The sequence below is a fragment of the Zhengella sp. genome (assembly GCF_041397485.1).
GTDB lineage: Bacteria > Pseudomonadota > Alphaproteobacteria > Rhizobiales > Rhizobiaceae > Zhengella.
On record NZ_JAWKWO010000003.1, the window covers coordinates 479,786 to 503,776 of the forward strand.

Annotated in this window: 21 protein-coding genes, 1 tRNA gene and 2 pseudogenes; 12 read left to right on the forward strand and 12 right to left on the reverse strand. The window is 62.6% G+C overall.

Translation table 11 applies throughout. The annotated features are described in order from the left end of the window. Positions 1-609: a molybdenum cofactor guanylyltransferase MobA gene (gene mobA, locus R3D65_RS11910; RefSeq protein ID WP_371275436.1), complete on the reverse strand. Its 609-nt coding sequence runs from the start codon at positions 607-609 to the stop codon at positions 1-3. A 91-nt stretch (positions 610-700) separates the two neighbouring features. Further along, on the reverse strand, positions 701-1,900 hold the full coding sequence (locus tag R3D65_RS11915; protein WP_371275437.1) for a multidrug effflux MFS transporter: 1,200 nt from the start codon (positions 1,898-1,900) through the stop codon (positions 701-703). 383 nt (positions 1,901-2,283) lie between these two features. Between R3D65_RS11915 and R3D65_RS11920 the strand changes: the two genes are divergently transcribed. After that, the gene (locus R3D65_RS11920; RefSeq protein ID WP_371275438.1) at positions 2,284-3,231 is read left to right on the forward strand and encodes a transcriptional regulator GcvA; all 948 of its coding nucleotides are present in this window, start codon (positions 2,284-2,286) and stop codon (positions 3,229-3,231) included. Between the two features lie 8 nt (positions 3,232-3,239). On the opposite strand, the gene R3D65_RS11925 is transcribed toward R3D65_RS11920, so the two are convergent. Both R3D65_RS11925 and moaA read right to left on the reverse strand, forming a co-directional pair. Continuing rightward, positions 3,240-4,160 (reverse strand): DMT family transporter, encoded by a 921-nt coding sequence (locus R3D65_RS11925; RefSeq protein ID WP_371275439.1) that lies wholly within the window; start codon positions 4,158-4,160, stop codon positions 3,240-3,242. A gap of 150 nt (positions 4,161-4,310) precedes the next feature. Beyond that, positions 4,311-5,321 carry a GTP 3',8-cyclase MoaA gene (gene moaA / locus R3D65_RS11930; protein ID WP_371275440.1) on the reverse strand — a complete coding sequence of 337 codons (1,011 nt, stop codon included), beginning with the start codon at positions 5,319-5,321 and terminating at the stop codon, positions 4,311-4,313. Positions 5,322-5,509: 188 nt separating this feature from the next. Here moaA and R3D65_RS11935 point away from each other — a divergent pair, with 188 nt between their 5' ends. Further along, entirely contained in the window at positions 5,510-5,872 is a 363-nt protein-coding gene (locus R3D65_RS11935) for a gamma-butyrobetaine hydroxylase-like domain-containing protein (protein WP_371275441.1), read from the forward strand. A gap of 273 nt (positions 5,873-6,145) precedes the next feature. Here R3D65_RS11935 and R3D65_RS11940 read toward each other — a convergent pair whose 3' ends face one another. The 3 genes from R3D65_RS11940 to R3D65_RS11950 form a co-directional block, all read right to left on the reverse strand. After that, positions 6,146-6,559, reverse strand: coding sequence for a universal stress protein (locus R3D65_RS11940; protein WP_371275442.1), 414 nt, complete (start codon positions 6,557-6,559; stop codon positions 6,146-6,148). A gap of 156 nt (positions 6,560-6,715) precedes the next feature. Beyond that, positions 6,716-7,123, reverse strand: coding sequence for a rhodanese-like domain-containing protein (locus R3D65_RS11945; protein WP_371275575.1), 408 nt, complete (start codon positions 7,121-7,123; stop codon positions 6,716-6,718). A 109-nt stretch (positions 7,124-7,232) separates the two neighbouring features. Continuing rightward, a complete protein-coding gene (locus R3D65_RS11950) occupies positions 7,233-7,841 on the reverse strand; it encodes a L,D-transpeptidase (RefSeq protein WP_371275443.1) in 609 nt (202 codons plus the stop codon). Positions 7,842-8,216: 375 nt separating this feature from the next. Between R3D65_RS11950 and R3D65_RS11955 the strand changes: the two genes are divergently transcribed. Then, a complete protein-coding gene (locus R3D65_RS11955; RefSeq protein ID WP_371275444.1) occupies positions 8,217-9,176 on the forward strand; it encodes a GH25 family lysozyme in 960 nt (319 codons plus the stop codon). A 42-nt stretch (positions 9,177-9,218) separates the two neighbouring features. On the opposite strand, the gene R3D65_RS11960 is transcribed toward R3D65_RS11955, so the two are convergent. Next, positions 9,219-10,838, reverse strand: coding sequence for a fumarate hydratase (locus tag R3D65_RS11960; RefSeq protein WP_371275445.1), 1,620 nt, complete (start codon positions 10,836-10,838; stop codon positions 9,219-9,221). Between the two features lie 267 nt (positions 10,839-11,105). Here R3D65_RS11960 and R3D65_RS11965 point away from each other — a divergent pair, with 267 nt between their 5' ends. Further along, positions 11,106-12,536 carry a pilus assembly protein TadG-related protein gene (locus tag R3D65_RS11965; protein ID WP_371275447.1) on the forward strand — a complete coding sequence of 477 codons (1,431 nt, stop codon included), beginning with the start codon at positions 11,106-11,108 and terminating at the stop codon, positions 12,534-12,536. A gap of 269 nt (positions 12,537-12,805) precedes the next feature. After that, positions 12,806-14,674: a murein L,D-transpeptidase gene (locus tag R3D65_RS11970; protein ID WP_371275576.1), complete on the forward strand. Its 1,869-nt coding sequence runs from the start codon at positions 12,806-12,808 to the stop codon at positions 14,672-14,674. 157 nt (positions 14,675-14,831) lie between these two features. Here R3D65_RS11970 and R3D65_RS11975 read toward each other — a convergent pair. Both R3D65_RS11975 and R3D65_RS11980 read right to left on the reverse strand, forming a co-directional pair. Then, a tRNA-Val gene (locus R3D65_RS11975) sits at positions 14,832-14,906 on the reverse strand. 64 nt (positions 14,907-14,970) lie between these two features. After that, positions 14,971-15,705 carry an HAD family hydrolase gene (locus tag R3D65_RS11980; RefSeq protein ID WP_371275448.1) on the reverse strand — a complete coding sequence of 245 codons (735 nt, stop codon included), beginning with the start codon at positions 15,703-15,705 and terminating at the stop codon, positions 14,971-14,973. Between the two features lie 145 nt (positions 15,706-15,850). On the opposite strand from R3D65_RS11980, the gene rpiA reads away from it, so the two are divergent. From rpiA to gor, 3 genes are all read left to right on the forward strand, one after another. Next, entirely contained in the window at positions 15,851-16,561 is a 711-nt protein-coding gene (rpiA, locus tag R3D65_RS11985; RefSeq protein WP_371275449.1) for a ribose-5-phosphate isomerase RpiA, read from the forward strand. 7 nt (positions 16,562-16,568) lie between these two features. Beyond that, complete coding sequence (locus tag R3D65_RS11990) at positions 16,569-17,087, forward strand: DUF2059 domain-containing protein (RefSeq protein ID WP_371275450.1); 519 nt, start codon at positions 16,569-16,571, stop codon at positions 17,085-17,087. Between the two features lie 131 nt (positions 17,088-17,218). Beyond that, entirely contained in the window at positions 17,219-18,607 is a 1,389-nt protein-coding gene (gene gor / locus R3D65_RS11995; RefSeq protein WP_371275451.1) for a glutathione-disulfide reductase, read from the forward strand. An 82-nt stretch (positions 18,608-18,689) separates the two neighbouring features. On the opposite strand, the pseudogene R3D65_RS12000 reads toward gor, so the two are convergent. Then, positions 18,690-18,803: pseudogene (locus tag R3D65_RS12000) on the reverse strand (BA14K family protein); the annotation flags it as partial. Between the two features lie 562 nt (positions 18,804-19,365). Further along, positions 19,366-19,470: pseudogene (locus R3D65_RS12005) on the reverse strand (BA14K family protein); the annotation flags it as partial. A 759-nt stretch (positions 19,471-20,229) separates the two neighbouring features. Between R3D65_RS12005 and R3D65_RS12010 the strand changes: the two are divergent. From R3D65_RS12010 to R3D65_RS12025, 4 genes are all read left to right on the forward strand, one after another. Further along, positions 20,230-20,811, forward strand: a complete 582-nt coding sequence (locus R3D65_RS12010; protein ID WP_371275452.1) for a gamma-glutamylcyclotransferase family protein — start codon at positions 20,230-20,232, stop codon at positions 20,809-20,811. Positions 20,812-20,899: 88 nt separating this feature from the next. Further along, entirely contained in the window at positions 20,900-22,564 is a 1,665-nt protein-coding gene (locus R3D65_RS12015) for a class II 3-deoxy-7-phosphoheptulonate synthase (protein WP_371275453.1), read from the forward strand. 182 nt (positions 22,565-22,746) lie between these two features. Then, positions 22,747-23,544, forward strand: a complete 798-nt coding sequence (locus tag R3D65_RS12020) for a class III extradiol ring-cleavage dioxygenase (protein ID WP_371275454.1) — start codon at positions 22,747-22,749, stop codon at positions 23,542-23,544. 57 nt (positions 23,545-23,601) lie between these two features. Beyond that, positions 23,602-23,952 (forward strand): diacylglycerol kinase, encoded by a 351-nt coding sequence (locus tag R3D65_RS12025; protein WP_371275455.1) that lies wholly within the window; start codon positions 23,602-23,604, stop codon positions 23,950-23,952. Positions 23,953-23,991: the final 39 nt, after the last annotated feature.

The window sequence follows — 23,991 nt, forward strand, 5'->3', positions numbered from 1 at the left end:
TCAGCATCCTTGCGCCATGCGCCGCCCGGCGCGGGCAAGGTCTTCGGGCGTATTGATGTTGGCGAACGGATCGCGGCCTTCCGGGCAGGGGAAGTCAGCGGTGGCAAAGGGGCCCTGGTGCAGGAAGGCCATGACGCTGCGATTGCCCGGATCCGCAAGGAATGCCGCCAGCCTGCCTCGAATCGCGAGTGGCCAAAGGGCTGCGACCGGATGCATGCGCCCGGCGGAAGCGGCAATCGCGGGCTTGCCGTTCCCGGCGGCATCCTGGAGGCGGGCGACCAGATCGCCGGGCAGGAAAGGCGTGTCGGCGGGGACGGTGAGCAGACGGGACGGCGAAGGCCGAAGGCCGGAGCACCAGTCCAGACCCGCCAGGATGCCGGCCAGCGGCCCGGCATGGCCTTGGATACTGTCGCATATCACGGGCAGGCCAAAGGTGGAGAAACGCGCCGGATCGCCATTGGCGTTGATCGCCAGCGGATGGGCCTGCGCACGCAGACCGGCCACGACGTGGCCGATCATCGGCTGTCCCGCCAGAGGCAAAAGGGCCTTGTCGCCTCCGCCCATGCGCCGCGACAGGCCGCCGGCGAGGATCAGGCCCGCGGGCTTCATTCCGGATCAGGCCGCAAGCGGGTTGAACGGACGTGCATCGGCATGCCGGGACTATCCGACAGGTTGAGCGCCGCGGCAAGACCAGACCTTGTCATTCGGGATAGCGGGCCATGCGCCAGGCCTTCAAGGCCACGAGGAAGGCCATGGCCCCGAAGGCGGCAAGCGTCATGCCGAAGCTCGTGATCTGGCTGCCGTCGCCGGCCATGATGCCGCTGATGACGGATGCGAGTGCGCCGCTGCCGACCTGCAGCGCGCCCATCAACCCGGATGCGGCACCGGCGGAGTCCGGTTTGACCGAGACGGCTGCGGCGGTGGCATTGGGAATGGTCATGCCATTGCCGATGCCGATCAGCATGGTCGGGCCGAAAAGGGCGATGGGCAGCCGGATGTCCACGATGACGAGCAGGATGAGCGGCAGGAAAGCGCCGATCATGGAGGCCACGGCACCAAACAGCAGCATGCGGGCAAGGCCGACCCGGCGCGAATAGCGTCCGGCGATGAAATTGCCGATCATGTAACCGACTGCAGTCGCGGCGAACCACAGGCCGTAATTGGTTGGCGACATGGCGAGATAGTGGCTGGCAATGGCCGGGCCGCCACCGAGAAAACCGAAGAATATGCAGGCGGCAAAGGCGCCGGACCCGGCAAAATACCAGTAGGGGGCCGAGGACAGGAGCACGCCGTAACTGCGGAACTGGCGCGACAGCGGCTGGCCGCGCGCGGCATTGGTTTCGGGCAGGCGGGCCATGACGACCAGCGTGGCCAGCGTGCCGAGCGTGCCAAGGAACAGGAAACTGGCGCGCCAGCCATACAGGTCGTCGAGCAGGCCGCCGACCGCAGGCCCGACCATGGGCGCAACCGCCATGCCCATCGTCACGTATCCGATCATCGAGGCGGCCATGTCCCGATCGTAGAGATCGCGCACGATGGCGCGCGAAAGAACCATGCCGGTGGCCGACGCCGATTGCACGATGCGGCCCGCCAGGAACAGTGTGGCGTTGTCGGCGACAAGCGTCATGATGCTGCCGAGCACGAAAAGGAGAAAGCCGCCGATGATCAGCGGCCGGCGGCCGAACAGATCCGAAAGGGGCCCTGCGACCAGCGTTATGGCTGCCGTCATGGCCAGGTAGAGCGAGAGCCCGAGCTGTATGGTTGCGTAGGGCACGCCGAATTCTGCCGCCATGCCCGGCATGGAGGGAATGAAAATGTTGATGGCAAGCGGGCTGACCGCCGCACAAAGAACGAGAATGAAGATGTGCGGCGCGGGCGCCGGGGCAACGAGCGATGTCATGCCGCTCGCTTTAACCGGTTTGATGGGAGAGGTCACGCCGCAAATCCTCGCCTGTCAACAATGAAACAACCGCCCGGGCGGGACGCTCCGGACGGTCGGTATGCCTGAACGGGCTTCCGCCCGTCTCACCGGCGGCGGAAAACGCGCTCGATGGCGCAGGCAAAGGCACGCGATTGCTCTCGCCGTGCCGCATGAATGAAATATTCGACAACATCCGGTTCTATCCGTCGGTTTGTCATGGGGTTGTAGAGCATTGCAGGTCTCCTGCGTGTCAACGGCCTGGGAGGGGTGCGTTTCCGAATGCGTGGTCAGGATGAGCGATTGCCGGGCGCCGGGCAAATGGGTATTGTGCGCAAATCGGATCAGGAAATTTGAAGTGAACCATGGCTTACCGTCTGCCTCCGCTCAATGCCTTGCGCGCCTTCGAGGCGGCCTCCCGGCACATGAGTTTCCAGAAGGCGGCGGAGGAACTGCATGTCACGCCCTCGGCGCTTTCCTACCAGATCCGGCAGTTGGAGGATTTCCTGCAGACACCCTTGTTCCGCCGTCTCAACAGGGCGGTCGAACTGACCGAGCATGGCGAACGGGTGGCGCCGGGTATTTCCGATGCGTTCGAGCGGCTGCATTCGACCATGGCGCGCTTGCGCCCGGAAACGCCGCCGAACGTGCTGACGGTTTCAACCGGGCCGGCAACGGCCTCCAAGTGGCTTTCGCCGCGGGTGCACCGGTTCATCGAAACCTGGCCGGATATCGAGCTGAGGATTTCGGCGGGCCTGCGGCTGACCGACTTGCGCACGGAAGAGGTGGACGTGACCATCCGCTTCGGTGGCGGCAATTACCCCGGACTGCATGTCGAACCGCTGACGGATGAGGCGGTGCTGCCGCTGATGTCGCCACGCCTGCTGGAACAGTTGGGCGGTTCGCTGACGCCCGATGACCTGGGCCGCACCACGCTGCTGCACGACGATTCAGCGGCTTTCCTGCCGGGCAGCGTGGGCTGGAGCGAATGGCTGAAGAAGATGCGCGTCTACAATGTGGACAGCACGCGCGGCCCCCGCTTTTCCCACTCCGACCACGCGCTCGAAGCCGCGATCGACGGCGCGGGAATCGTACTTGGCCGTTTGTTCCTGGCCCAGCGCGACATCGCCTCCGGCCGCCTTGTCGCGCCCTTCGACATGATGATGCGGGCGCAGGCGAGTTTCTATTTCTGCTGCCTTCCCGAGACGCTGGAAACGCCGAAGGTCAAGGCGTTTCACGATTTCGTCTTTGCCGAGATCGAGTCCGAACGTTCGGCACTGGAGGCGTTTCGCAAGTCCAAGCGATTCGTCTGATTGGCGCGCTACAGGCCGCGTGCCCCGGTTCTTGCCGTGCTTTCGGCCACGACATTGGCTGCGTCCTTGCGCTTGCGTTCGCGATAGATGGTGAAGATGCCCGACCCGATGATGAGCAGCGCGCCGGCTGCTGTCGGCCAGTCGGGCACCTCGCCGAAGACCAGGTAGCCGAAAAGCGCGGCCCAGACGAGGGCGCTGTAGCGGAACGGCGCGGAGGCGGACAGGTCGCCCGTGCGCATGGCGAGTGTAAGCGTCTGGTACCCGATCATCACGAAAACGGCTGCACCAACCAGGATGGCAAGCACCTGTGGCTGCATGGGCTGCCAGCCGCCGAAAGGGGCGACCAGCATTCCGCCGGTGAGCATGACCGAGACGGCGGTGAGCGCGGAAATCTGCAGGGAGGGCACATTCGCGGGAATGGCACGGGTGGCAAGATCGCGGACGGTGCAGGAGAAGACCGTGGCGAGCACCAGCGCGGACCAGACGGAAAAGGCGCCGAAGCCAGGGCGCAGGATGATCAGCACACCGGTGAAGCCGACCGCGATGGCGCTCCAGCGCCGCCAGCCGACGGGTTCGCGGAAGACGATGGCTGCGCCCATGGTGACGGCCAGCGGCAGGGCCTGGAACAGCGAGGCCACGGAAACCAGCGGCGCATTGGCAAGCGCGACGAGGTAGGTGACCGTGGCCAGCACATCAGCGCCGGTGCGCAGCAAGACCATGGGCTGGCCGAGTCCGCGCCAGCTTTCGCGCGGTGTGTTGCGCCAGGCCAGCCAGAGGATCATGGCTGAGGCAAACAGGCCGCGCACGAGCATGACCTGGCCCATGCTGACCGATTGCGAGGCCAGCTTGGTGAGCATGTCATTGACGAGAAAAGCCGCCATGGACAGGGTCATGAACAGGGCGGCGCGGGTGTTGGGCGTCAGCAGCACCGGCTTTTACCGAGAATCACGCAAAGCCGAGACCCGGCAGGGCGCCCCATGCGGCCCGTGCTGTCCGATCAGCGTCTTTCCGCGTTAAACGGCTTTCGGCATCCTGAAAAGCGAAGAAAACTGATGTGACGGATGCACAGTCCTGATGGATCAGCCGCCCGTGACGCTCATGTGGCGCGAGACCGCAGGGCGGTTGTGCGTCCGGTCGATGATGAAGTCATGACCTTTCGGCTTGCGCCCGATGGCCTCGTCAATGGCTGCCGACAGAAGTTCGTTGCCTTCCGATGCGCGCAGCGGGGCACGCAGGTCGGCGGCATCGTCCTGGCCCAGGCACATGTAGAGCGTGCCTGTGCAGGTGATGCGCACGCGGTTGCAGCTTTCGCAGAAATTGTGCGTCAGCGGCGTGATGAAACCCAGCTTTCCGCCGGTCTCCTTCACCTCGACATAGCGGGCCGGCCCGCCAGTGCGGAAAGGAATGTCGGTCAGCATGAACTGCTGTTCGAGGTCGGCGCGCAGCTTCGACAGCGGCAGATACTGGTCGGTGCGGTCCTCGCTGATCTCGCCCATGGGCATGGTTTCGATAATGGTCATGTCCATGCCCCGGCCATGGGCAAAACGCAGCATTTCGGCGATTTCGGTATCGTTGAAGCCCTTGAGCGCCACGGCGTTGAGCTTGATCTTCAGGCCGGCGCGCTCGGCCGCCTCGATGCCCTCCATCACCTTGGCGAGGTCCCCCCAGCGGGTGATCTGGCGGAACTTGTCAGGGTCCAGCGTATCTATGGAGACATTGATCCGCCTGACCCCGCAATCGGCCAGTTCATCGGCGAAGCGGGAAAGTTGCGAGCCGTTGGTCGTCAGCGTCAACTCTTCCAGCGCTCCGGAATCCAGATGACGGGATAGCTGGCGGATCAGGTGCATGATGTTCTTGCGCACCAGCGGCTCGCCGCCGGTCAGGCGCAGCTTGCGCACGCCCTTGTCGATGAAGGCGGTACAGAGCCGGTCGAGTTCCTCCAGCGAGAGCAGGTCCTTCTTGGGCAGGAAGGTCATGTCCTCGGCCATGCAATAGGTGCAGCGGAAATCGCAGCGGTCCGTTACCGACACGCGCAGATAGGTGACGGCACGGCCGAACGGGTCGATCATGGAAGTTCCGTTGGCGGACATGGCATTCCTTCCCTCACGCTTTGCCTTGCGGCCCGAAGCCTGTTGCAAAGCCATTCACCTTGTTACCCGCATTTTGGCCAGCCGGCGCGGCTTTTCAAGGGCGACCATGCGACACGGCCTTGTCCTTTCGCGCAAAAGGCATCATTTCCCTGTTCTGGAATCATCAAGGCGAAGGGAAGGGGGCATTGATGGAAGCGCCAACGGAAATCCGGCTGTCGAAGGACAAGCGCACGCTGACAGTGACCTTTGCCGACGCATCCTACTCGTTCAGCGCGGAGATGATGCGCGTGATGTCGCCCAGCGCCGAGGTGCAGGGCCATTCACCTGCCGAACGCAAGGTCATTGGCGGCAAGCGCGACGTCGCCATCATGACCATCGTGCCGGTGGGCAATTACGCCATCCGCGTGGCTTTCGACGACATGCACGACACGGGCATCTTCACCTGGGCGTGGTTCCGTGAACACGGCCGGGCCATGGAGGCGAAGTGGCAGGCCTATCTCGATGAACTGGCCGCCAAGGGGTTGTCACGGGAGCCCAGGCGCCGGACATAGGCGGTTTCGAGGGGCGCGGAGGCCTGCAACTTCCGCTGAAACCTGGTTTCCCTCGCGCGGTTTCACGGGGATGGTAAGTCTGCAACTTCCGCTGAAACCTGGTTTCCCTCACGCGGTTTCACGGGAATGGTAAGTCTGCAACTTCCGCTGAAACCTGGTTTCCCTCACGCGGCTTCACGGGGATGGTAAGTCTGCAACTTCCGCTGAAACCTGGTTTCCCTCACGCGGTTTCACGGGCGCGGAAGTCTGCAACTTCCGCTGAAACCGCTTGGTTCACCGCACGACCATGACCGAGATGTCGGCATGGGTCGCCAGCCAGCCCGCATTCGACGTGAAGAAATGGTCCAGTACGCCCGGCACATGCGAGGCCATGACGACGAGGTCGGCGCCGCTGTCGTCAATGGCTTTCATGAGGGCCTTGTCGAGATCAATGGCCGGGTCGTGGCTCGTCATGGCAAGGGCACTGCAGTCCACGCCGGACTTGCCGGCCTGTTCGGCGGCGAAGGCTTCCAGCTTTCGGCCGAATTCCTCCGGCGTATGTGCCACGGCGCCGGGCGTGCCCGCCGTCACGCCGCAATAGACGATCCTGGCGCCTTCCGTTTTTGCCATGCGTGCAGCCAGTTCCAGCGATTTTTCCAGCTTTTCCGCATGGGCAAGGTCAACGGGAACGAGAATGGTGGAATACATGGACTGTGCCTCCCTTATCATGGCCGCCGCAGCGGACGCCCTTGCTTCTCCAGTCAATGACAAGGGTGCCACCGTGCATTGCGAATGGTCAAGAAACGGCACGAAATGCGACCTGAAGATGCCCCTGAGCGGCGAATGGGGCGAATTTGCCAGGGTTCAGTGCTTCTTCTGGTATTCGCCGACGGGCAAGCCTGCATCGCGCCAGGCGCCGAAACCGCCGGTGACATGGGCGACCGGTTCCAGGCCCATGTCCTGCAAGGTTTTCGTGGTCAGGGCCGAGCGCAGGCCCCCGGCACAGAAGAAGATGAAGCGCTTTCCGGATGCAAAAACGGGCTTGTGATAGGGGCTTTCGGGGTCGACCCAGAATTCCAGCATGCCACGCGGCGCATGCCAGGCGCCGGGAACGACGCCATCGCGCTGGAGTTCGCGCACGTCGCGAATGTCGACAAGCAGGACATTCTCGTCCTTGGCCGCCTCGGCGGCTTCCTGCGGCGACAATGCCACGATCTCGGCATCGGCCTCTTCAATCAACTCCTTGATCCCGCGCTTCAATTTCACAGTGATATCTCCCTTGCTCCGAAACTGGCGGCGGGCAGGGTATGTCTGTCCGGCGGGGCTTGCAAGGCGGCAGCAGCAGGCGGCGCCATCATGGAAGGCGCCGCTCAAGGGAAGGTCAGTGACGCACGACGACCTTCGTGCCGACACCGGCCCTCTTGTAAAGATCGATCACGTCTTCGTTGGCCATGCGAATGCAGCCCGATGACATGGCCTGGCCGATGGTCCAGGGCTGGTTGGTGCCATGGATGCGATACAGCGTGGAGCCGATATAAAGGGCGCGGGCGCCAAGCGGATTGTTCGGGCCGCCTTCCATGTAGGCCGGCAGCTTGCGGCCCTTGCGCGCCTCGCGGGCGATCATCTGCTTGGGCGGCGTCCAGCCCGGCCATTCGGCCTTGCGGGTCACCCGGTGGCTACCCTGCCAGGTGAAGCCGTCGCGGCCGACACCGACGGCATATTTCAGCGCCTTGCCATTGCCGAGCCCGTAATACAGGCGGCGTTCGGACGTATCGACGAGGATGGTGTTCGCGGGCAGGTCGGAGCGAACCGTCTGGCGCGGGATCGGCGACTTGTCAGATGCATGGCGGCCGTGGCGCACGCGCGGCTGGCCGCCACGAATGAACTGGGCAAAGCCCGATTCGGCCTGGGCCTGGGCGGTGAGCGAAAAGGTTACGGGAGCCGAAAGGCCGAATACGAGAGCGAACAGGGAGAGAAGACGCAACAGCATGGGAAGAGGTTCCAGGTTTCAAACGGCGGTCAACGGTGAAGCCCGATCAACATGCCAAGCTGGCAGTCACAGTCAATGACCCTCGTCACAAAAGGTGACGGATTGTCTTGTCACAAAAGGTGACGGATTGTCTTGTCACAAAAGGTGACGGTTTGTGCTGTCGCGAAGGCTGACGGGCCGTCCTGGCGGGAGCGGTCACAGCCCGTCCTGTCGTCGAGGCTCCCTGCAAGTCCTTGCCCATGGTGCGGAGCGTCAAGGTTAATTTCGCATTTGCGATTTATTATTCATTGCCCGGTAACCCTTGCATCATGTGCCCGGCTGCCAGGGCGCATGAAATTCCAACCGTGTCCCGCGTTCCTTTCAAGGGTGCCCCGCGTGCGTCATTTCGCGACCTGTGCCTGTATTGCCGCTCTCTTCATCTCCGGTTGCACGTCGTCTGGTGTCGATGCGCTGGATCCCGCACCTGGCATGATCACCGGTTCCATCGGCGTGCCGACGCCGGCTGCGAAGGTGGGGCGCCCGGACGCGCAGGACGGGCAAGCCGCCGCCCATGCCGAACCAGAGGCCGAAACGCGGCGCCAGATCGCGGCGCTGGCAGCGCCACGGGTGCCTGAAAAGGCGGTCAAGGCGATCGAGCGGTCAATCCGCAAGCCCCGGTTCTCCGATGCCAAGCCGGTGAATTTCGGCCGTATCGAGCCGGAGGATTATCCGGTTCACGGGGTGGATGTCTCACGCTGGCAGGGCGAGATCGATTGGCTGAAGCTGAAGAAGCAGGGCGCCAACTTCGTTTATATCAAGGCCACCGAGGGCGGAGACCATCTCGATCCCAGCTTCATGCGCAACTGGCGCGGGGCCGAAAAGGCAGGCATCGCGCGCGGTGCCTATCATTTCTTCTACTGGTGCACGATCGCGGAAGTGCAGGCCGACTGGTTCATCCAGAACGTGCCGAAGGAAAAGGGCACATTGCCGCCGGTGATCGACGTGGAGTGGAACGCCCATTCCAGGACCTGTCCGAAGCGCCCGTCACGCGACGTGGTGCTGGCCAAGATGAAGGTGTTCATGAAGAAGATCGAACGCCACTACGGCCAGCAGCCGGTGATCTACACGGCGCCCGATTTCTACAGCGACAACCTGAAAGGCCAGTTCAAGGACCATTCGTTCTGGCTTCGCGCCGTGGCCGAACATCCCAGCAAGGTCTATCCCGGCCGGGACTTCGCGTTCTGGCAGTATTCCGGCACGGGCCTGGCCTCCGGTGTCGACAATCACATCGACCTGAACGCCTTCAACGGTTCCAAGGACGGCTGGCAGGCCTGGTTGAGGAAGCGAACGCGGTGAACGGGGCGGCCGGCCCCGTTGCCGCTTCCCACCGGGGCAGGCTCAGCCCAGGTTCAGTTCCTTGAAGAAGTCGTTGCCCTTGTCGTCGATGACGATGAAGGCCGGGAAGTCGACCACCTCGATGCGCCAGATGGCTTCCATGCCCAGCTCGGGATATTCGACCACCTCCACCTTCTTGATGCAGTCCTGCGCAAGGCGGGCGGCAGGGCCGCCGATGGAGCCGAGATAGAAGCCGTGATGGCGGGCGCAGGCATCGCGCACCTGGCGTGAGCGGTTGCCCTTTGCCAGCATGACCATGGAGCCGCCGAAGGACTGGAACTGGTCGACGTAACTGTCCATGCGGCCGGCCGTGGTGGGGCCGAAAGAGCCGGATGCATAGCCTTCCGGCGTCTTGGCCGGGCCGGCATAGTAGATCGGATGGTTCTTGAAATAGTCCGGCATCGGCTCGCCGTTTTCCAGCCGCTCGCGGATCTTGGCGTGGGCCAGGTCACGCGCCACGATGATCGGGCCGGTAAGCGAAAGGCGGGTCTTGACCGGGTGCTTCGTCAGTTCCGCGAGGATGTCGCTCATCGGCTGGTTCAGGTCGACCTTCACGACATGTTCGGAGAGTGCCGCCTCGTCGATCTCCGGCATGTATTTGCCCGGATCGGTTTCCAGCTTCTCAAGGAAGATGCCGTCCTTGGTGATCTTGCCGAGCGCCTGACGGTCGGCGGAACAGGAAACACCGAGACCGATGGGCAGGGACGCGCCGTGGCGGGGCAGGCGGATGACGCGCACATCGTGGCAGAAATACTTGCCGCCGAATTGCGCGCCGACACCCATCTGCTGGGTCAACTTGTGGATCTCGGCCTCCATGTCCAGATCGCGGAAGGCGTGGCCGGTCTCGGAGCCCTGTGTGGGCAGTCCGTCGAGATAGCGGGCGGAGGCAAGCTTGACCGTCTTGAGATTCATTTCAGCCGAGGTGCCGCCAATGACGATGGCCAGGTGATAGGGCGGGCAGGCGGCTGTGCCGAGCGTCAGGATCTTCTCCTTGAGGAAGTCGATCAACCGGTCGTGGGTAAGCAGCGAGGGCGTGCCCTGATAGAGAAAGGTCTTGTTGGCCGAGCCGCCACCCTTGGCCATGAACAGGAACTTGTAGGCGTCCTCGCCTTCCTCGTAGATGTCGATCTGGGCGGGCAGGTTGTTCTTCGTGTTCTTTTCCTCGAACATCGCAAGCGGTGCGAGCTGGGAATAGCGCAGGTTCTTGCGCTCATAGGCGTCGAGAACGCCGTGGCCGAGCGCCTCGGCATCGCCGCCTTCGGTCCACACGCGGCGGCCCTTCTTGCCCATGATGATCGCCGTTCCGGTGTCCTGGCACATGGGCAGCACGCCGCCGGCGGCGATATTGGCATTCTTCAGCAGGTCATAGGCGACGAAGCGGTCGTTCTCGGTGGCTTCCGGGTCTTCCAGGATCTTCGCAAGCTGGGCCAGGTGGCCGGGGCGCAGAAGGTGGTTGATGTCGGCGAAGGCCGCCTCGGAGAGCAGGCGCAGACCCTCCGGCTCCAAGGTCAGAACCTCCTGGCCCTTGAACGTGTCCACCGAAACGAAATCGGACGTGAGCTTGCGCCAGGGCGTTTCGTCCTTTGCAAGCGGAAAAAGGTCAGCGGTAAAGGTCTCGGCCATGTTGTCAGCTCCGATGGCATTGCTGCGAAGTTGGCCCTGTTTAGCGGACCGGCGCGCAAAATCCAGCCCATCGAAAGGCCGATGCGCTTGCCGGACGCGGCGGAGCCGCGCGGCAGCGGCGGGGATGCGCGATAAATCGATACTCCATGAAATACTAAAACTAGTGTTGATCCACAAAACAACCTAAAGTTTACCTTTCCGGTGAACCGGGTGTTTGCAGTTTGCGGGTATCGGATAGTCAGTGTGCGGCTATCCTGGGGGTATGGGATGAACATCCAAAGCAAACTCATGCAATTCGCCAGAGCGCGAGGTGGCAATGTCGCGATCACCTTCGCCATCATGATGGTTCCGCTGCTCGGCAGCATCGTCCTGGCCGTGGACTATTCGAACATGGAGCGGACGCGTGACAGGCTTCAGAACGCGTCCGATGCGGGCGCGCTGATGGCCGCGCGCTATTATGAAGACAACGGTAAAATGCCCGATGAAAAGGCCGTCAAGCAGTTCATCAAGGCCAATACCGAGGTTGATTCGGTGGATTTGACCCGGCTGAAGCGGGGAGCCAACGGCCAGATCTATGTCACCGTGAAGGCGCCATACGATCCCTTCATCATGCAGGCGATCTGGGACAGGGACTATACGATCAAGGTGAAGAGCGTGTCCGTGGCGGGCCAGGACCAGATCATCGAGGTGGCGATGGCGCTGGACACGACGGAATCCATGATCAATGACGGCAAACTCGACGGGCTGAAAAAGGCGGCGACGAACTTTACCAACACGTTGTTTGATGCCGCGACCGGGAATTCCGAAATCAAGATCGGAATTGTCCCCTTCAATGTCTATGTCAATGTCGGTCTTCAATACAGGAATGAAAAGTGGCTCAAACTTCCCGACGCTGGTAGTCGGCTTTGGTACACTGAATACAAGGAACAAGTAAAAGACCCTGATACTTGCCGAAAGGAGTATGTCAACAGGGATGGGGTGCTGAGTTATGAAGAAGTCTGCGATTACAAATGGACTGGAAATATTATTCGCGAAGATCTCGAATGGAATGGATGTGTCGGTTCACGAGGTACAAATGCTGACCGGATTGCGCTGGAAGACGAGACAACTGACCTCGTCAGTTGGCCGGAAGTCCGACGCTTTCCCGCACTTCCTGGCGCGCGGTGTGGTGATCCACTTCTTCCCCTGACCAAGAAAAAGCAGGATGTCCTCGATGCGATCGACAATTTGTGGGTCTATTCCAGAACCTATATTGCAGATGGCGTGATGTGGGGGCTTCGCATCCTCTCTTCCGTTGCCCCCTTCAGCGAGGGTGCCGATCAGACCGAGTCCGGAAATGGCCAGGTTCGCAAGATCCTCATCGTCATGTCGGATGGCGACAACACCCTGGCACCGAGGATGGATAATTCCATCTACAACGCTTTCCACGAAGCAACGTACAAGGACGAAAATAGATTGGTGTCCGATCCCACGATCGGTGACGAATGGACGCGTGAGGCCTGCGAGCATGCCAAGAGCCGCGGCGTGGAAATCTTCTCCATCGCCTATGGCACCGAAGTGTCGGCGAGCGGAAAGAAGGTTCTCAAGGACTGCGCCTCGTCGGGTGCCCATTTCTTCGACGCCAAGTCGGCCAGTGCCCTCGATACGACCTTCCAGAAGATTGCCGAGGCCCTGACGCGGCTGCGGCTCGTGAAGTAACGCGCCTGGCCGCAGCCACGGTCTCCTGTCGGAGGCTGTTCAGAAGACAGGCGCTTCTGGGAAGAATGCCGGCCGGTCTGTACATGCGGGCTGGCCTTTTTCACGTGATCGTCAGCGGCAAGGTGCTACTTTTGGCGGCTCCGGCCTTAACGAATTCGATTCAAATCCGTATCATTCTGGGATAGACAAAGCCGGCGCGGGCACTGAGCCCGGCCGATCAACGCCCGCATCGCCGACGGGCACGCCAGCCAGCCCGGGAACCTGACTTGATGATACGCGCCTTCTCCTCCCGCCTATGCCTTGCCGCCGTCATGGCCTTTTCAGGCTTTCTTGCGCTGCCGGCCAGTCCCGCCCAAGCCCAGGACAATTGGTTGTCGCGCATCATCCGTGGGCGGTTCGAGACGGACAGCCGGGAGAGGGAGCGGGCGGCTGCCCAGGAAAGACAGAAGAAGAGACCGGTTGCCTCGCTGCCGAAAGTCTCCGCGCCACGCTATTTCAATTACCAGGCGACGTCGCCCGTGCGTGTCGAATTCGGCAAGATCCTTGCCGCGGCCAGTGCCGTCAGCGCGCTTTCCCTGCCCGGCGGCGCAAGCTTCACGGCAGCCGCGCCGGCGCTTGAGGGTTTCGACCTGACAGCAGACAAGGCCGATGCCGCGGCCATCGCGGCGCATTATGCCGCAAATCCGGATTTCATCTGGGTGTCCGGCTACGGGCCGAACGCCAAGGCGCGCGCGGCGCTGCGGGTGCTGGAAAACGCCGGCGACGAGGGGCTGGACGCCGAACACTATGGCGTCATCGCGCCAACGGAAGCCTTTTCCATGGATGACATGGCCGGCCGTTTGCAGGCGCTCATCCGCTTCGAGATGACGCTTTCGGCACGGGTGCTGCGCTATGCGCGCGACGTGGCAGCGGGCCGTGTCGACCCCAACAAGCTTTCGGGCTATCATGACCTGCCGGTCCTGCCCTTCGATCCGAAGAAGGCGCTGGCGGATCTGGCTTCCACGACCGATGCCGGCACGTGGCTTGCCGAGCAGGCGCCGCATGGCGACGAATACAAGCGCCTGCGCGCTGCCATGGCAAAGATCCGGCGTGAGGCGGATGCCGATATCATCGTCGACAGCAAGCTGTTCCTGCGCCCCGGCGGCCAGAGCCCGGAATTCGCCAAGCTGATGGAAATCGTGTGGCGCGACGGAAATCCGGAGATCATGGCCGAGCATGGCCGCGCCATCATGGCCGCGCGCAGGAGCGATACCTATACCCAGGATCTGGTGCCGGTGGTCAAGGCCATCCAGAAGGCGCGGGGCCTCAATCCCGACGGTATCATCGGCCCGCGCACCGTGGCGGCGATCAGCCCGGTTTCCAAGGCGGAGCGGATGGAAAAGATCCGTCTGGCGCTGGAGCGGCTGCGCTGGCTGCCGCACGACCTGGGCGCGCGCCGCGTGTTCATCAACCAGCCGGAATTCCTGGTCCGCTATTACGAGCACGACAAGGTGAAGCTTTCGATGCGCGTGGTGGTGGGCAAGAAATCCAACCAGACCTCGTTCTTTTACGACGAGATCGAGCAGGTCGACTTCAACCCCTATTGGGGCGTTCCTCGCTCGATCATCGTCAACGAGATGCTGCCGCGTCTGGTCAACGATCCGGGCTATCTCGACAGGGCAGGATACGAGGTCACCGATTCGAAGGGGCGGCGCATCCCGTCCTCGTCCATCGACTGGGGCGCGCATGGCGCCAACATTCCCTACAATGTGCGCCAGACGCCGGGCGAGGCCAATGCACTGGGTGAATTGAAGATCCTGTTTCCCAACAAGCACGCCATCTACATGCATGACACGCCGTCGAAATCACTGTTCAATCGGGATTCGCGCGCCTTTTCGCATGGCTGTGTGCGTTTGCAGAAACCGCGCGAAATGGCAGCGGCGGTGCTCGGCACCAGCATGGATGACATCCGGCGAGAGCTGGCCGCCGGGCATTCCTCGCGCAAGGTGCCGGTGAAGATCCCGGTCTATGTCGCCTATTTCACCGCCTGGCCGCAGGAAACCGGCGAAATCGGCTTCTTCACCGATGTCTATGGCCGCGACGAATTCCTGACTCGGGCGCTGGATGCCGTGCGCGATGCGCGCGCGGCGGCGGGCTGACGGACTTCGACGGGTCTTCAAACGACGGACCGCAGGCTTCAGGTCTGCGGCTGTTGTCTGTCTGATGACAGGCAACCAACTTTCGGCGATGACGCGGCAGACCCGGCCGCGGGCTGCGACGCGAATCGCTTGAGACCACATTTTCAAGACATGAGGATGGTGGGCGCGACAGGGATTGAACCTGTGACCCCTCCCGTGTGAAGGGAGTGCTCTCCCGCTGAGCTACGCGCCCGGTCGGTTGCGGCGATGCGCCGCTGTCCGGTGCCGCGCGGTATACGAGGGCGCGGCGCGGGAAGTCAAGGCGCTTTTGATGCCTGCATGACGGATTTGTGCGGTGCCTCCTCCGCGTTGCGCATCAGCCGCCGGGCAAGGTCAGGCGTCAGTTCATCGAAATGGTGGATGACGATGGAGGGTTCAAGGCTGGCGATGGGTTCGGCCGAATAGCCGAATTCAACGGCAATGACGGGTAGTCCGGCTGCCTTTGCGGTGGCGATGTCGGTGTTCGTGTCGCCAACGAGCAATCCGGCTGCGCCGTCGCCGGCGGCAAGGCGGATCGTCTCGGTCAGGTGGCGCGGGTCGGGCTTGCGGAAGCCGAACGTGTCGGCGCCGGCAATCATGGCGAAGCGGTGTGCAAGGCCCAGGCTTTCCAGCAGATGCCGGGCAAGCCGCTCGAACTTGTTGGTACAGACGGCAAGTGCGAAACCGGCAGCCTCGAACCGCGCCATGGCTTCCAGCGCGCCGGGGAAGGGAGCCGAGCGGCCGGGCATCCTGTCGGTGTAATGCTCAAGAAAAAGGGCCAGGAGGCGTTCGCGCTCATCGTTTTCAAGATGCCTGCGATTGAGCGCAAAGGCCCGCTCGATCATGGCTCGGCCCCCGTGCCCGGCATAGGCGCGCATGGCTTTCTGGTCCACCGGCGGCAGGCCGGCCGCGGCAATGGCGTGATCCAGCGCATCGAGCAGGTCGGGCGCGGTATCCACAAGCGTTCCGTCAAGGTCAAAGGCGATGACGTTTGCTGAGGCGGCTGAGGGCATGCGTTTCCATCCACGGCTGATCCGCACCCGCCATAGCCGGGCCGCCGCCGCGCATCAAGCCGCGGGGAGATTGGGCTTTGCCTGCGGGTGCAAAAATGATAGGTCACCGGCGATCAATTCGGGAAGGCGGAAAGCAGAACTGCACATGGATGCCAAGGCGCTGAAAATCGAGGCCGCGCGGGTTGCGCTCGGTCATGTCCGGGACGGAATGAAACTGGGCATCGGCACCGGGTCGACGGCGGAGGAATTCGTCCGCCTGCTGGCCGAAAAGGTTTCCGCCGGCATGGAAATCATCGGGGTTCCCACGTCGGAACGGACCGCGGCGCTTTGCCGCGAACTTGGCGTGCCGCTGACAACGCTCGAAGAGACACCGCATCTCGACCTGACAATTGACGGGGCGGACGAGATCGATCCCGAACTCAACCTGGTCAAGGGCGGCGGTGGCGCATTGCTGCGCGAAAAGATCGTTGCTGCGGCCTCCGATTCGATGATCGTGATTGCCGACGAGAGCAAGCTGGTCGATCCGCTGGGCGCCTTTCCGCTGCCCATCGAGGTCAACCGGTTCGGTCTGGGCGCCACGCGGCTGGCCGTGGAAACGGTTGCGCGCAAGCTCGGGCTTGAAGGGCCGCTTTCGCTGCGCATGGCCGGAGACGGCGAATTCGTCACCGATGGCGGACACCTCATTCTCGATGCATCTTTTGGCCGCATTCCCGATCCAAGAGCGCTTTCGGCAGCCTTGCACGCCGTGCCCGGCGTGGTGGAGCATGGGCTTTTCACTGACATGGCCAGACTGGCGGTCGTCGCCAGGGCCGGCGGCGTGGAGGAAATCGCGCCGCGCATGAACCAACGGAGCTGACGCAGACATGACACGTATTTCCTTTACCCGCCTCGTGCCGGCAGCGGCCCTTGCCGCGCTTCTTCTCGCTCCGGTTTCGGCCAGCGCCCAGGATATTTCCGAGGCCCATCTGAAAGCCGCGCGCGACGCCATCGGCGCGCTGCATGTCACGGACCAGTTCGATGCCGTTCTGCCGGCCACGGCGCAGCAGTTGCAGGGCCAGCTTGTCCAGAAAAACCCGGACATGGCCGATACGATCAATCAGGTCGTGCAGAAAGAGGCGCTGGGACTGGTGTCGCGCCGTGCAGACCTGGAGCGCGAAGTGGCGCTGGTCTATGCCCGTTCCTTCAGCGAGGAGGAACTGAAAGCCATTGCCGGTTTCTACCAGACCGATGCCGGCAAGAAACTGCTTTCGGAAGGCCCCATCGCCACGCGCGAAATGATGAAGGCCGCCGAAATCTGGCAGCAGGGCATTGCCCGCGACCTGGCGGAGGGCGTGGGCAACGCACTGGCCGAGGCGGCGGGCGGCGACAAGCCGGCCCAGTAACCCGGCTGACCGTCGATTGCCAAACATTGCCAGCCCGGCTCTTGCGGCCGGGCTTTTTCTTTGCCACACCGCTGGCCATATCCTGCCCGGGCGCGTTCGCGCCGATCCGACAGCCAGCGAAAGGTGATGCCATGGCCGCTTATGATTACGATCTCTTCGTCATCGGCGGGGGCTCTGGCGGGGTGCGCGCGGGGCGGCTGGCCGCCGGGCTCGGCAAGCGCGTGGCAATCGCCGAGGAGTACCGCTATGGCGGCACCTGCGTCATCCGCGGTTGCGTGCCGAAGAAGCTGTTCGTCTATGCCTCGCAGTTCACCGAACATTTCGAGGACGCGGCAGGCTTCGGCTGGAGCGTCGGCGAAAGCACATTCGACTGGGCGACGCTGATCGCCAACAAGGATCGTGAAATCGCCAGGCTGGAAGGGCTGTACCGCAAGGGTCTGGAGAATGCCGGCGCGGAGGTGCTGGACACGCGGGCGGAACTGGTGGACGCGCATACGGTGCGCCTTGTGGCCGGTGGCCGTACGGTGACGGCGGACCAGATCCTCATCGCGGTCGGCGGGCGGGCCAATCCGCACAATGCGCTGCCGGGCCATGAGTTGTGCATCACGTCCAACGAGGCTTTTCATCTGGAAACCCTGCCGAAGGCCATCGTGATCGAGGGCGGCGGCTACATCGCCGTCGAATTCGCCAACATCTTCCACGGGCTGGGCGTGGAGACGACCCTGATCTATCGCGGCAAGGAAATCCTCGGCCGGTTCGACATGGACATGCGGCGCGGCCTGCATGAAGCCATGGAGGCCAAGGGCATCCGCATATTGTGCCATCGCGTCATCAAGCAGGTGGAACGGCGTGATGATGGCGGCCTGCGGGCGCATCTTTCCGAGGGAGAGGTGCTGGAGGCCGATCAGGTGATGCTGGCCATCGGCCGCCTGCCCAACACGGAAGGGCTGGGCCTTGACCGGGCCGGGGTGGCGACGGATCATCAGGGCGCCGTGATCGTCGACGATTACCAACGCACCAATGTAGAGAACATCTGGGCGGTCGGCGATGTCACCAACAAGGTACAGTTGACGCCGGTGGCCATCCACGAAGCCATGTGTGTCGTCGAGACGGCATTCAAGGGCAATCCTGCCAGGCCGGACAGGGACACGATCGCCACGGCGGTGTTTTCCCAGCCGGAAATCGGAACCGTGGGCCTGTCGGAAGACGAGGCGATGCATCGTTTCGAGGAATTGGAGGTCTACCGTGCTTCCTTCCATCCGATGCGGCACACGCTTTCCGGACGGCAGGAAAAGATGATCATGAAGATCGTTGTGGATGCCGCGACACGCCGCGTCGTCGGGTGCCATGTTCTGGGTCCGGATGCCGGCGAACTGGCGCAGGTGCTGGGCATCGCGGTCAAGGCGGGGCTGACGAAGGACGATTTCGACCGGACGATGGCGCTGCATCCGTCTGCGGCGGAAGAACTGGTCACCATGTACACCCCGAGCTGGCGGGTGAAAGACGGCAAGCGTTTCTGAGGGGGCGGGCCTGCATCAGCCGTTCGCCAATCGTGTTTTGTCTCCCGCTCCCCGTTGAACGGGGAGCAGGTTTTCGCCAGACCTATTTCGTGCAGTAGCGGCGCGGTCCACCGCCATAGGGCTGATAGGTGCAATCCGAGGCACGGAAGCTGCGATAGGCCCGTGCGCATGCCCTGAAGTTGCAATAGGCCGGTGCGCGCCTGCGATATGCCCGGCGCGGCGGCGGCGGGGCCATCCAGACCGGCGGCGGCGGACGGCGCCAACGGCGCGGCGGCGGCCGTCTCTGCCAGCGGCGCGGCGGCCTTTGCCAGCGCCGGGACTGCTGCCTCTGCCAACGGCGCGGCGGTCTGCGGCGCTGCTGTGCAAGCTGAACGGCTTTTTCGGCCGTATTTCGTGATGGGGCAATGTTGGTGTCTGCCGAGGCCGGAAGCGCTGCCGCCGCGGTTCCGCCTGGTGTTGCAGCTTGTGCCGGCGCAACGAGCAAGGCCGCGGCAGCCAAGGCCAGACCGGACAGGCCGGGAATGAGAAAGCGGGTCAGTTTTTTCATGCCATCCTCCACATTTGCCATCTCCGATTGACTGCCCGATGCAGGTGGCCAATCAGGGATAGACTAATATTAGTGAAGCTGCATGTAATTGATCGCTGTCAATGAACCGGTGAATGCAAACAAGGATTGCAGTCGCGGGTTGTTCCGTCGCTTTTTCAGCGCAGAAAGCCCCGCAGCCTTGTGCAAGGCTGCGGGGCAGGGATCTCAGCCCCTATTTGCGGCACAGCTTGCGCGGACCGTGAGAGGGTTGAAATGTGCAATCGGCGGCCCGGAAACTGCGATAGGCGCGCTTGCAGGCGCGAATGTTGCAGGCGGGCTTCACTTTCTTGCGCTTTGCTTGAAGCGGGGCCGCCTGGTTCTTGCGCAATTGCTTGTTCTTGCGGAGCAAGGCCGGCGGTTGTTGCGGTGCCGGCGCCAGCCAGGCAGGCGGTGGCGGCTGCATGCCCAAGGGAGGCGGCGGTATGTATTGCGCCATGTGAACGGGGCCGCTTCGGGCATCGTGCGGCATGGCGGCGTGAACGTTTGCGGCCAGGCCGCCGGACAGACCCGCCGCAGCGGCCGGGGCAGCGCTGATCGCCGCCATGTACGTCAAGCCGGCGAGTGCCGGCAAGATCGAGCGGAGCAGGGTTTTCATGTTTATCCTCCACTGTTCCTTCGCTCGGTTGAAGCATGTTTCATGGCTTCAACCGAAAGGACCCTAAGTCAAGTAAAGCCCCTGCTCCTTGATCGTCATCAATTATATAAATATAATATATAAAATAAGTAAGAAATAAATAAAGATCCTGACTTAGAAGTGTTGTTTATTTTACATATTGAATTATCCATGTCGCGGCTGCAGGCGATCTGTCGTTCTGCTGCAATCAGGCTTGCGGCACGTGCCGCGGCATCGCGATGACGCCGGATTTGCGCTGCATTTCTGATTGTACCGGTTCACTGTGCGGCTGGGCTGGCCCTTTTCAGGCGGGTCGGGCAGGACATATCCTGGTTTGGTGGGGCAGGTGCCGGTGCCGGCGCGCCCGTTCCGCTTCCTCGATCCGTTTGGCGGAGTTGGGCGTCTTGAAAAGGGGTAAGTGGAATGGGAGAGGGGCTCGTCGCCTGGTTCGGCTATGGATCGCTGGTCAACCGGGCCACCATCGGCTGGTCCTATCTGGAAGCGCATCCCGCGCGGCTGACGGGCTGGCGGCGACACTGGCGGCCGCGCCCGGACATGCCGGGCTTTCCGGCTGCGCTTCTGAGTGTGGCGAGGGACGACAAAGCCGGCTGCGATGGCTTGCTTGTCATCGACAGTGCCAAGAACTTGCCGGCGCTGGACAGGCGGGAAGGGCGCTATCACCGGCGACGGATAGACAGCAGCTCGATCACCTGCGCCCATGCGCTGCCCTCCGGTTGCCCGGTCTATGTCTATGAGGCGATGAGCGACCTTCCCGTCCATCGCGATCCGCCGCGCATCCTGCGCTCCTATCTCGACGTGGTCATGCAAGGCTTTCTGCACATGCATGGCCGTGCCGGGCTGGAGCGTTTCATGGCGGAGACCTCCGACTTTCACCTGCCGATCCATGAAGACAGGCATGCGCCGGTCTATCCGCGCCATGTTCCGGCCGACGGGAAGGAACATGCGCTGTTCGATGCGCTGACGGCTGCAATTCAGCGAGAATGAATTTTCTATTCATATCAAATTACAGCTTGAATTTTTAATTCACGAATGCTTTAACCCCGTCAACAGAACGGAAAGAGGCATCAATCCCGTGGATATCCCGACCCTTACCGGACGACAGATCAAGTTCATCCGCTCCATGCTTGATCTGTCTCAGGCCGAACTGGCGGCGAAAGCCGGCGTTTCACAGCCGACGATCTATCGCATGGAGATGGATCCAAACCGGGTGCATGAATCCATCGCAGTCATGAAGATCAAGGCGCTGGCGGACGAAAACCTGCTGATGGTGCCCGATCACGCCGCCTTTACCGGACAACCCATTTTCACCAGCCCGTCCGCGACGGGCGCCGGCCAGCCAAACCCGACCAAGACAGGTGCGACCATGAGCCAGAACTGGACCCCGGATTCCTGGAGAACGAAGCCGATCGTGCAGGTGCCGGACTATCCGGACCCGGCTGCGCTCGATGACGTTGAGGGACGGCTGCGCACCTACCCGCCGCTGGTTTTCGCAGGCGAGGCGCGTGCGCTGAAGAAGCGGCTGGCTGAAGTGGCGGAAGGGCGTGCCTTCCTGCTTCAGGGTGGCGATTGCGCCGAAAGTTTCGCCGAGCACGGCGCCGACAACATCCGCGATTTCTTCCGCGCCTTCCTGCAGATGGCTGTCGTGCTCACCTTTGCCGGCTCCAAGCCGGTGGTGAAGGTCGGCCGCATCGCCGGCCAGTTCGCCAAGCCGCGCTCCTCGGACAACGAAACCAAGGACGGCAAGACGCTTCCGTCCTACCGTGGCGACATCATCAACGGCATCGATTTCGACGAGGCCTCGCGCATTCCCGATCCGCAGCGCCAGGCGATGGCCTATCGCCAGTCGGCGGCGACGCTGAACCTGCTGCGCGCCTTTGCCCAGGGCGGGTTCGCCAGTCTCGACAACGTGCATCGCTGGATGCTGGGCTTCGTTTCCGACAGCCCGCAGCGCAACCGCTACGAGGCGCTGTCGGCGCGCATTACCGAGACGATCGACTTCATGCGCGCCATCGGCATCACGGCCGACAATCATCGCAGCCTGTCGGAAACCGAGTTCTACACCAGCCATGAAGCGCTGCTGCTCGGCTACGAGGAAGCGTTGACCCGCGTCGATTCGACCTCCGGCAACTGGTATGCCACGTCCGGCCACATGTTGTGGATCGGCGACCGGACCCGCCAGCCGGATCATGCCCATGTGGAATATTGCCGTGGCGTGGAAAACCCGATCGGCCTGAAATGCGGCCCGTCCATGGATGCCGACGGCCTTCTCAACCTGATCGACATTCTCAACCCGAACAACGAGGCCGGCCGGTTGACGCTGATCGCGCGCTTCGGTTCCGACAAGGTTGGCGATCATCTGCCGCGGCTCGTTCGTGCCGTCGAAAAGGAAGGGCGCAAGGTCGTCTGGTCCTGCGATCCGATGCATGGCAACACCGTGTCTGCCGGTGGCTACAAGACGCGTCCCTTCGAACGCGTGCTCAAGGAAGTCGAGACATTCTTCGATGTGCATCAGGCCGAGGGCAGCCATGCCGGCGGCGTCCACATCGAGATGACGGGCAAGAACGTGACCGAATGCACGGGTGGAGCCCGCGCGATCTCGGCCGACGACCTGTCCGACCGCTACCACACCCATTGCGATCCGCGGCTCAATGCCGAGCAGTCGCTTGAACTGGCCTTCCTGATCGCCGAGCGGCTGAAGCGCGACCGCTCGCCGGCGGAGGCCGTGGCCGCCGAATAAGCCTGTTGTCGCTGTTTTCCTCCCGTCAACCGTCCGGCGCATCCCTGGCGCCGGGCGGTTTTTCGTTTGTGCGAGGAGGCGCTGCTGTTTTGATTGTTCAATAATCAGAAACAAAAAGTCTTTTATTGTCTTCTCGCGCTTGCCGGCAACCCGTATTATCTGACGGGCAAAGGAGAACGGCCATGACACCCATGCCAAGCATTTTCGTTTCCCACGGCGGCCCGAATGTCGTGATCGAGGACACGCCGGCGCGCGACTACCTGAAAAGCCTGCACACGCGCTTTCCGGATACGAAGGCCATTGTCATCGTGTCGGCGCATTTCGAAACCGAGGGTCCTGTCGTCGTCACTGACCCGGCACCGGAAATGATTTATGATTTCGGCGGTTTCCCGCAGGAACTCTACGAGATGGTCTACCCGGCGCCAGGCGAACCGGAATTGGCGATGCGGGTGGCCCACATGCTCAATGACAGCGGTCTTGAACCGCGCATCGCGCCGAAGCGCGGCTTCGACCACGGCGTCTGGAACACGCTGATCCTGGGTTTTCCCGAGGCCGACATTCCCGTGGTCATGGTGTCCATCGATCCCAACCGCGATGCCGCCTATCACTTTCGGCTCGGACAGGCGCTTGCGTCGCTGCGCGAGGAGGGTGTGCTGCTGATCGGTTCGGGTCACATGACGCATAACCTGCGCGTCGTCATGGGGGCGATGCGCCACGGCCGGTCCGTCGACCCGGATTTTCCGGGAAAGGTGAAGGCCTTCACGGACTGGTTCGCGGACCGTTTCGCCGAAGGCGATCGCGAGGCCATCCTGAACTGGACCAGCGAAGCGCCTTTCGTTGCCGAGAACCATCCCACCGACGAGCACCTCATGCCGCTTTTCTTTGCCTATGGCGCGGGCGGCGAGCATGCCAAGGCCGAGCGGGCCTGCGATTACATGCAATACGGCATGTTTGCCTGGGACAGCTGGATTTTCCGCTGACATCGGCGCTCGCGGAAGCCATGATCCGTGCGTCGAATCACAGGCGGGCAGGGTGTCATGGAAAGGCTTTGGAAAGCGCTGTTGAATTCCTTTCGGGCGTTCCGGCGCTTGACGGCAACGGAAAAGGCGGTGCAGCAGGAGATGATGCTGCTGATCGTGGCGATCCCGGTTGCCTGGCTGATCGCCGATACGTGGGACAGCTATTTCCTGCTCGTTCTTTCCGTTGTCTTCCTGATCGTGGTCGAGGTGCTCAATACCGCCATCGAGGCGACCTGCAACGCGATCACGCGGGAGTTCGATAAGGACATCCAGCTTGCCAAGGATTCCGGCTCGCTCGCCGTCCTGCTGACAATCATCATCGTCACAAGCATCTGGGTGGTGACCATCTATGACCTTGTCACAGGGTAAGGTTCTTGAAAGGCGGGATGCACGCACCATGTTGCGCGA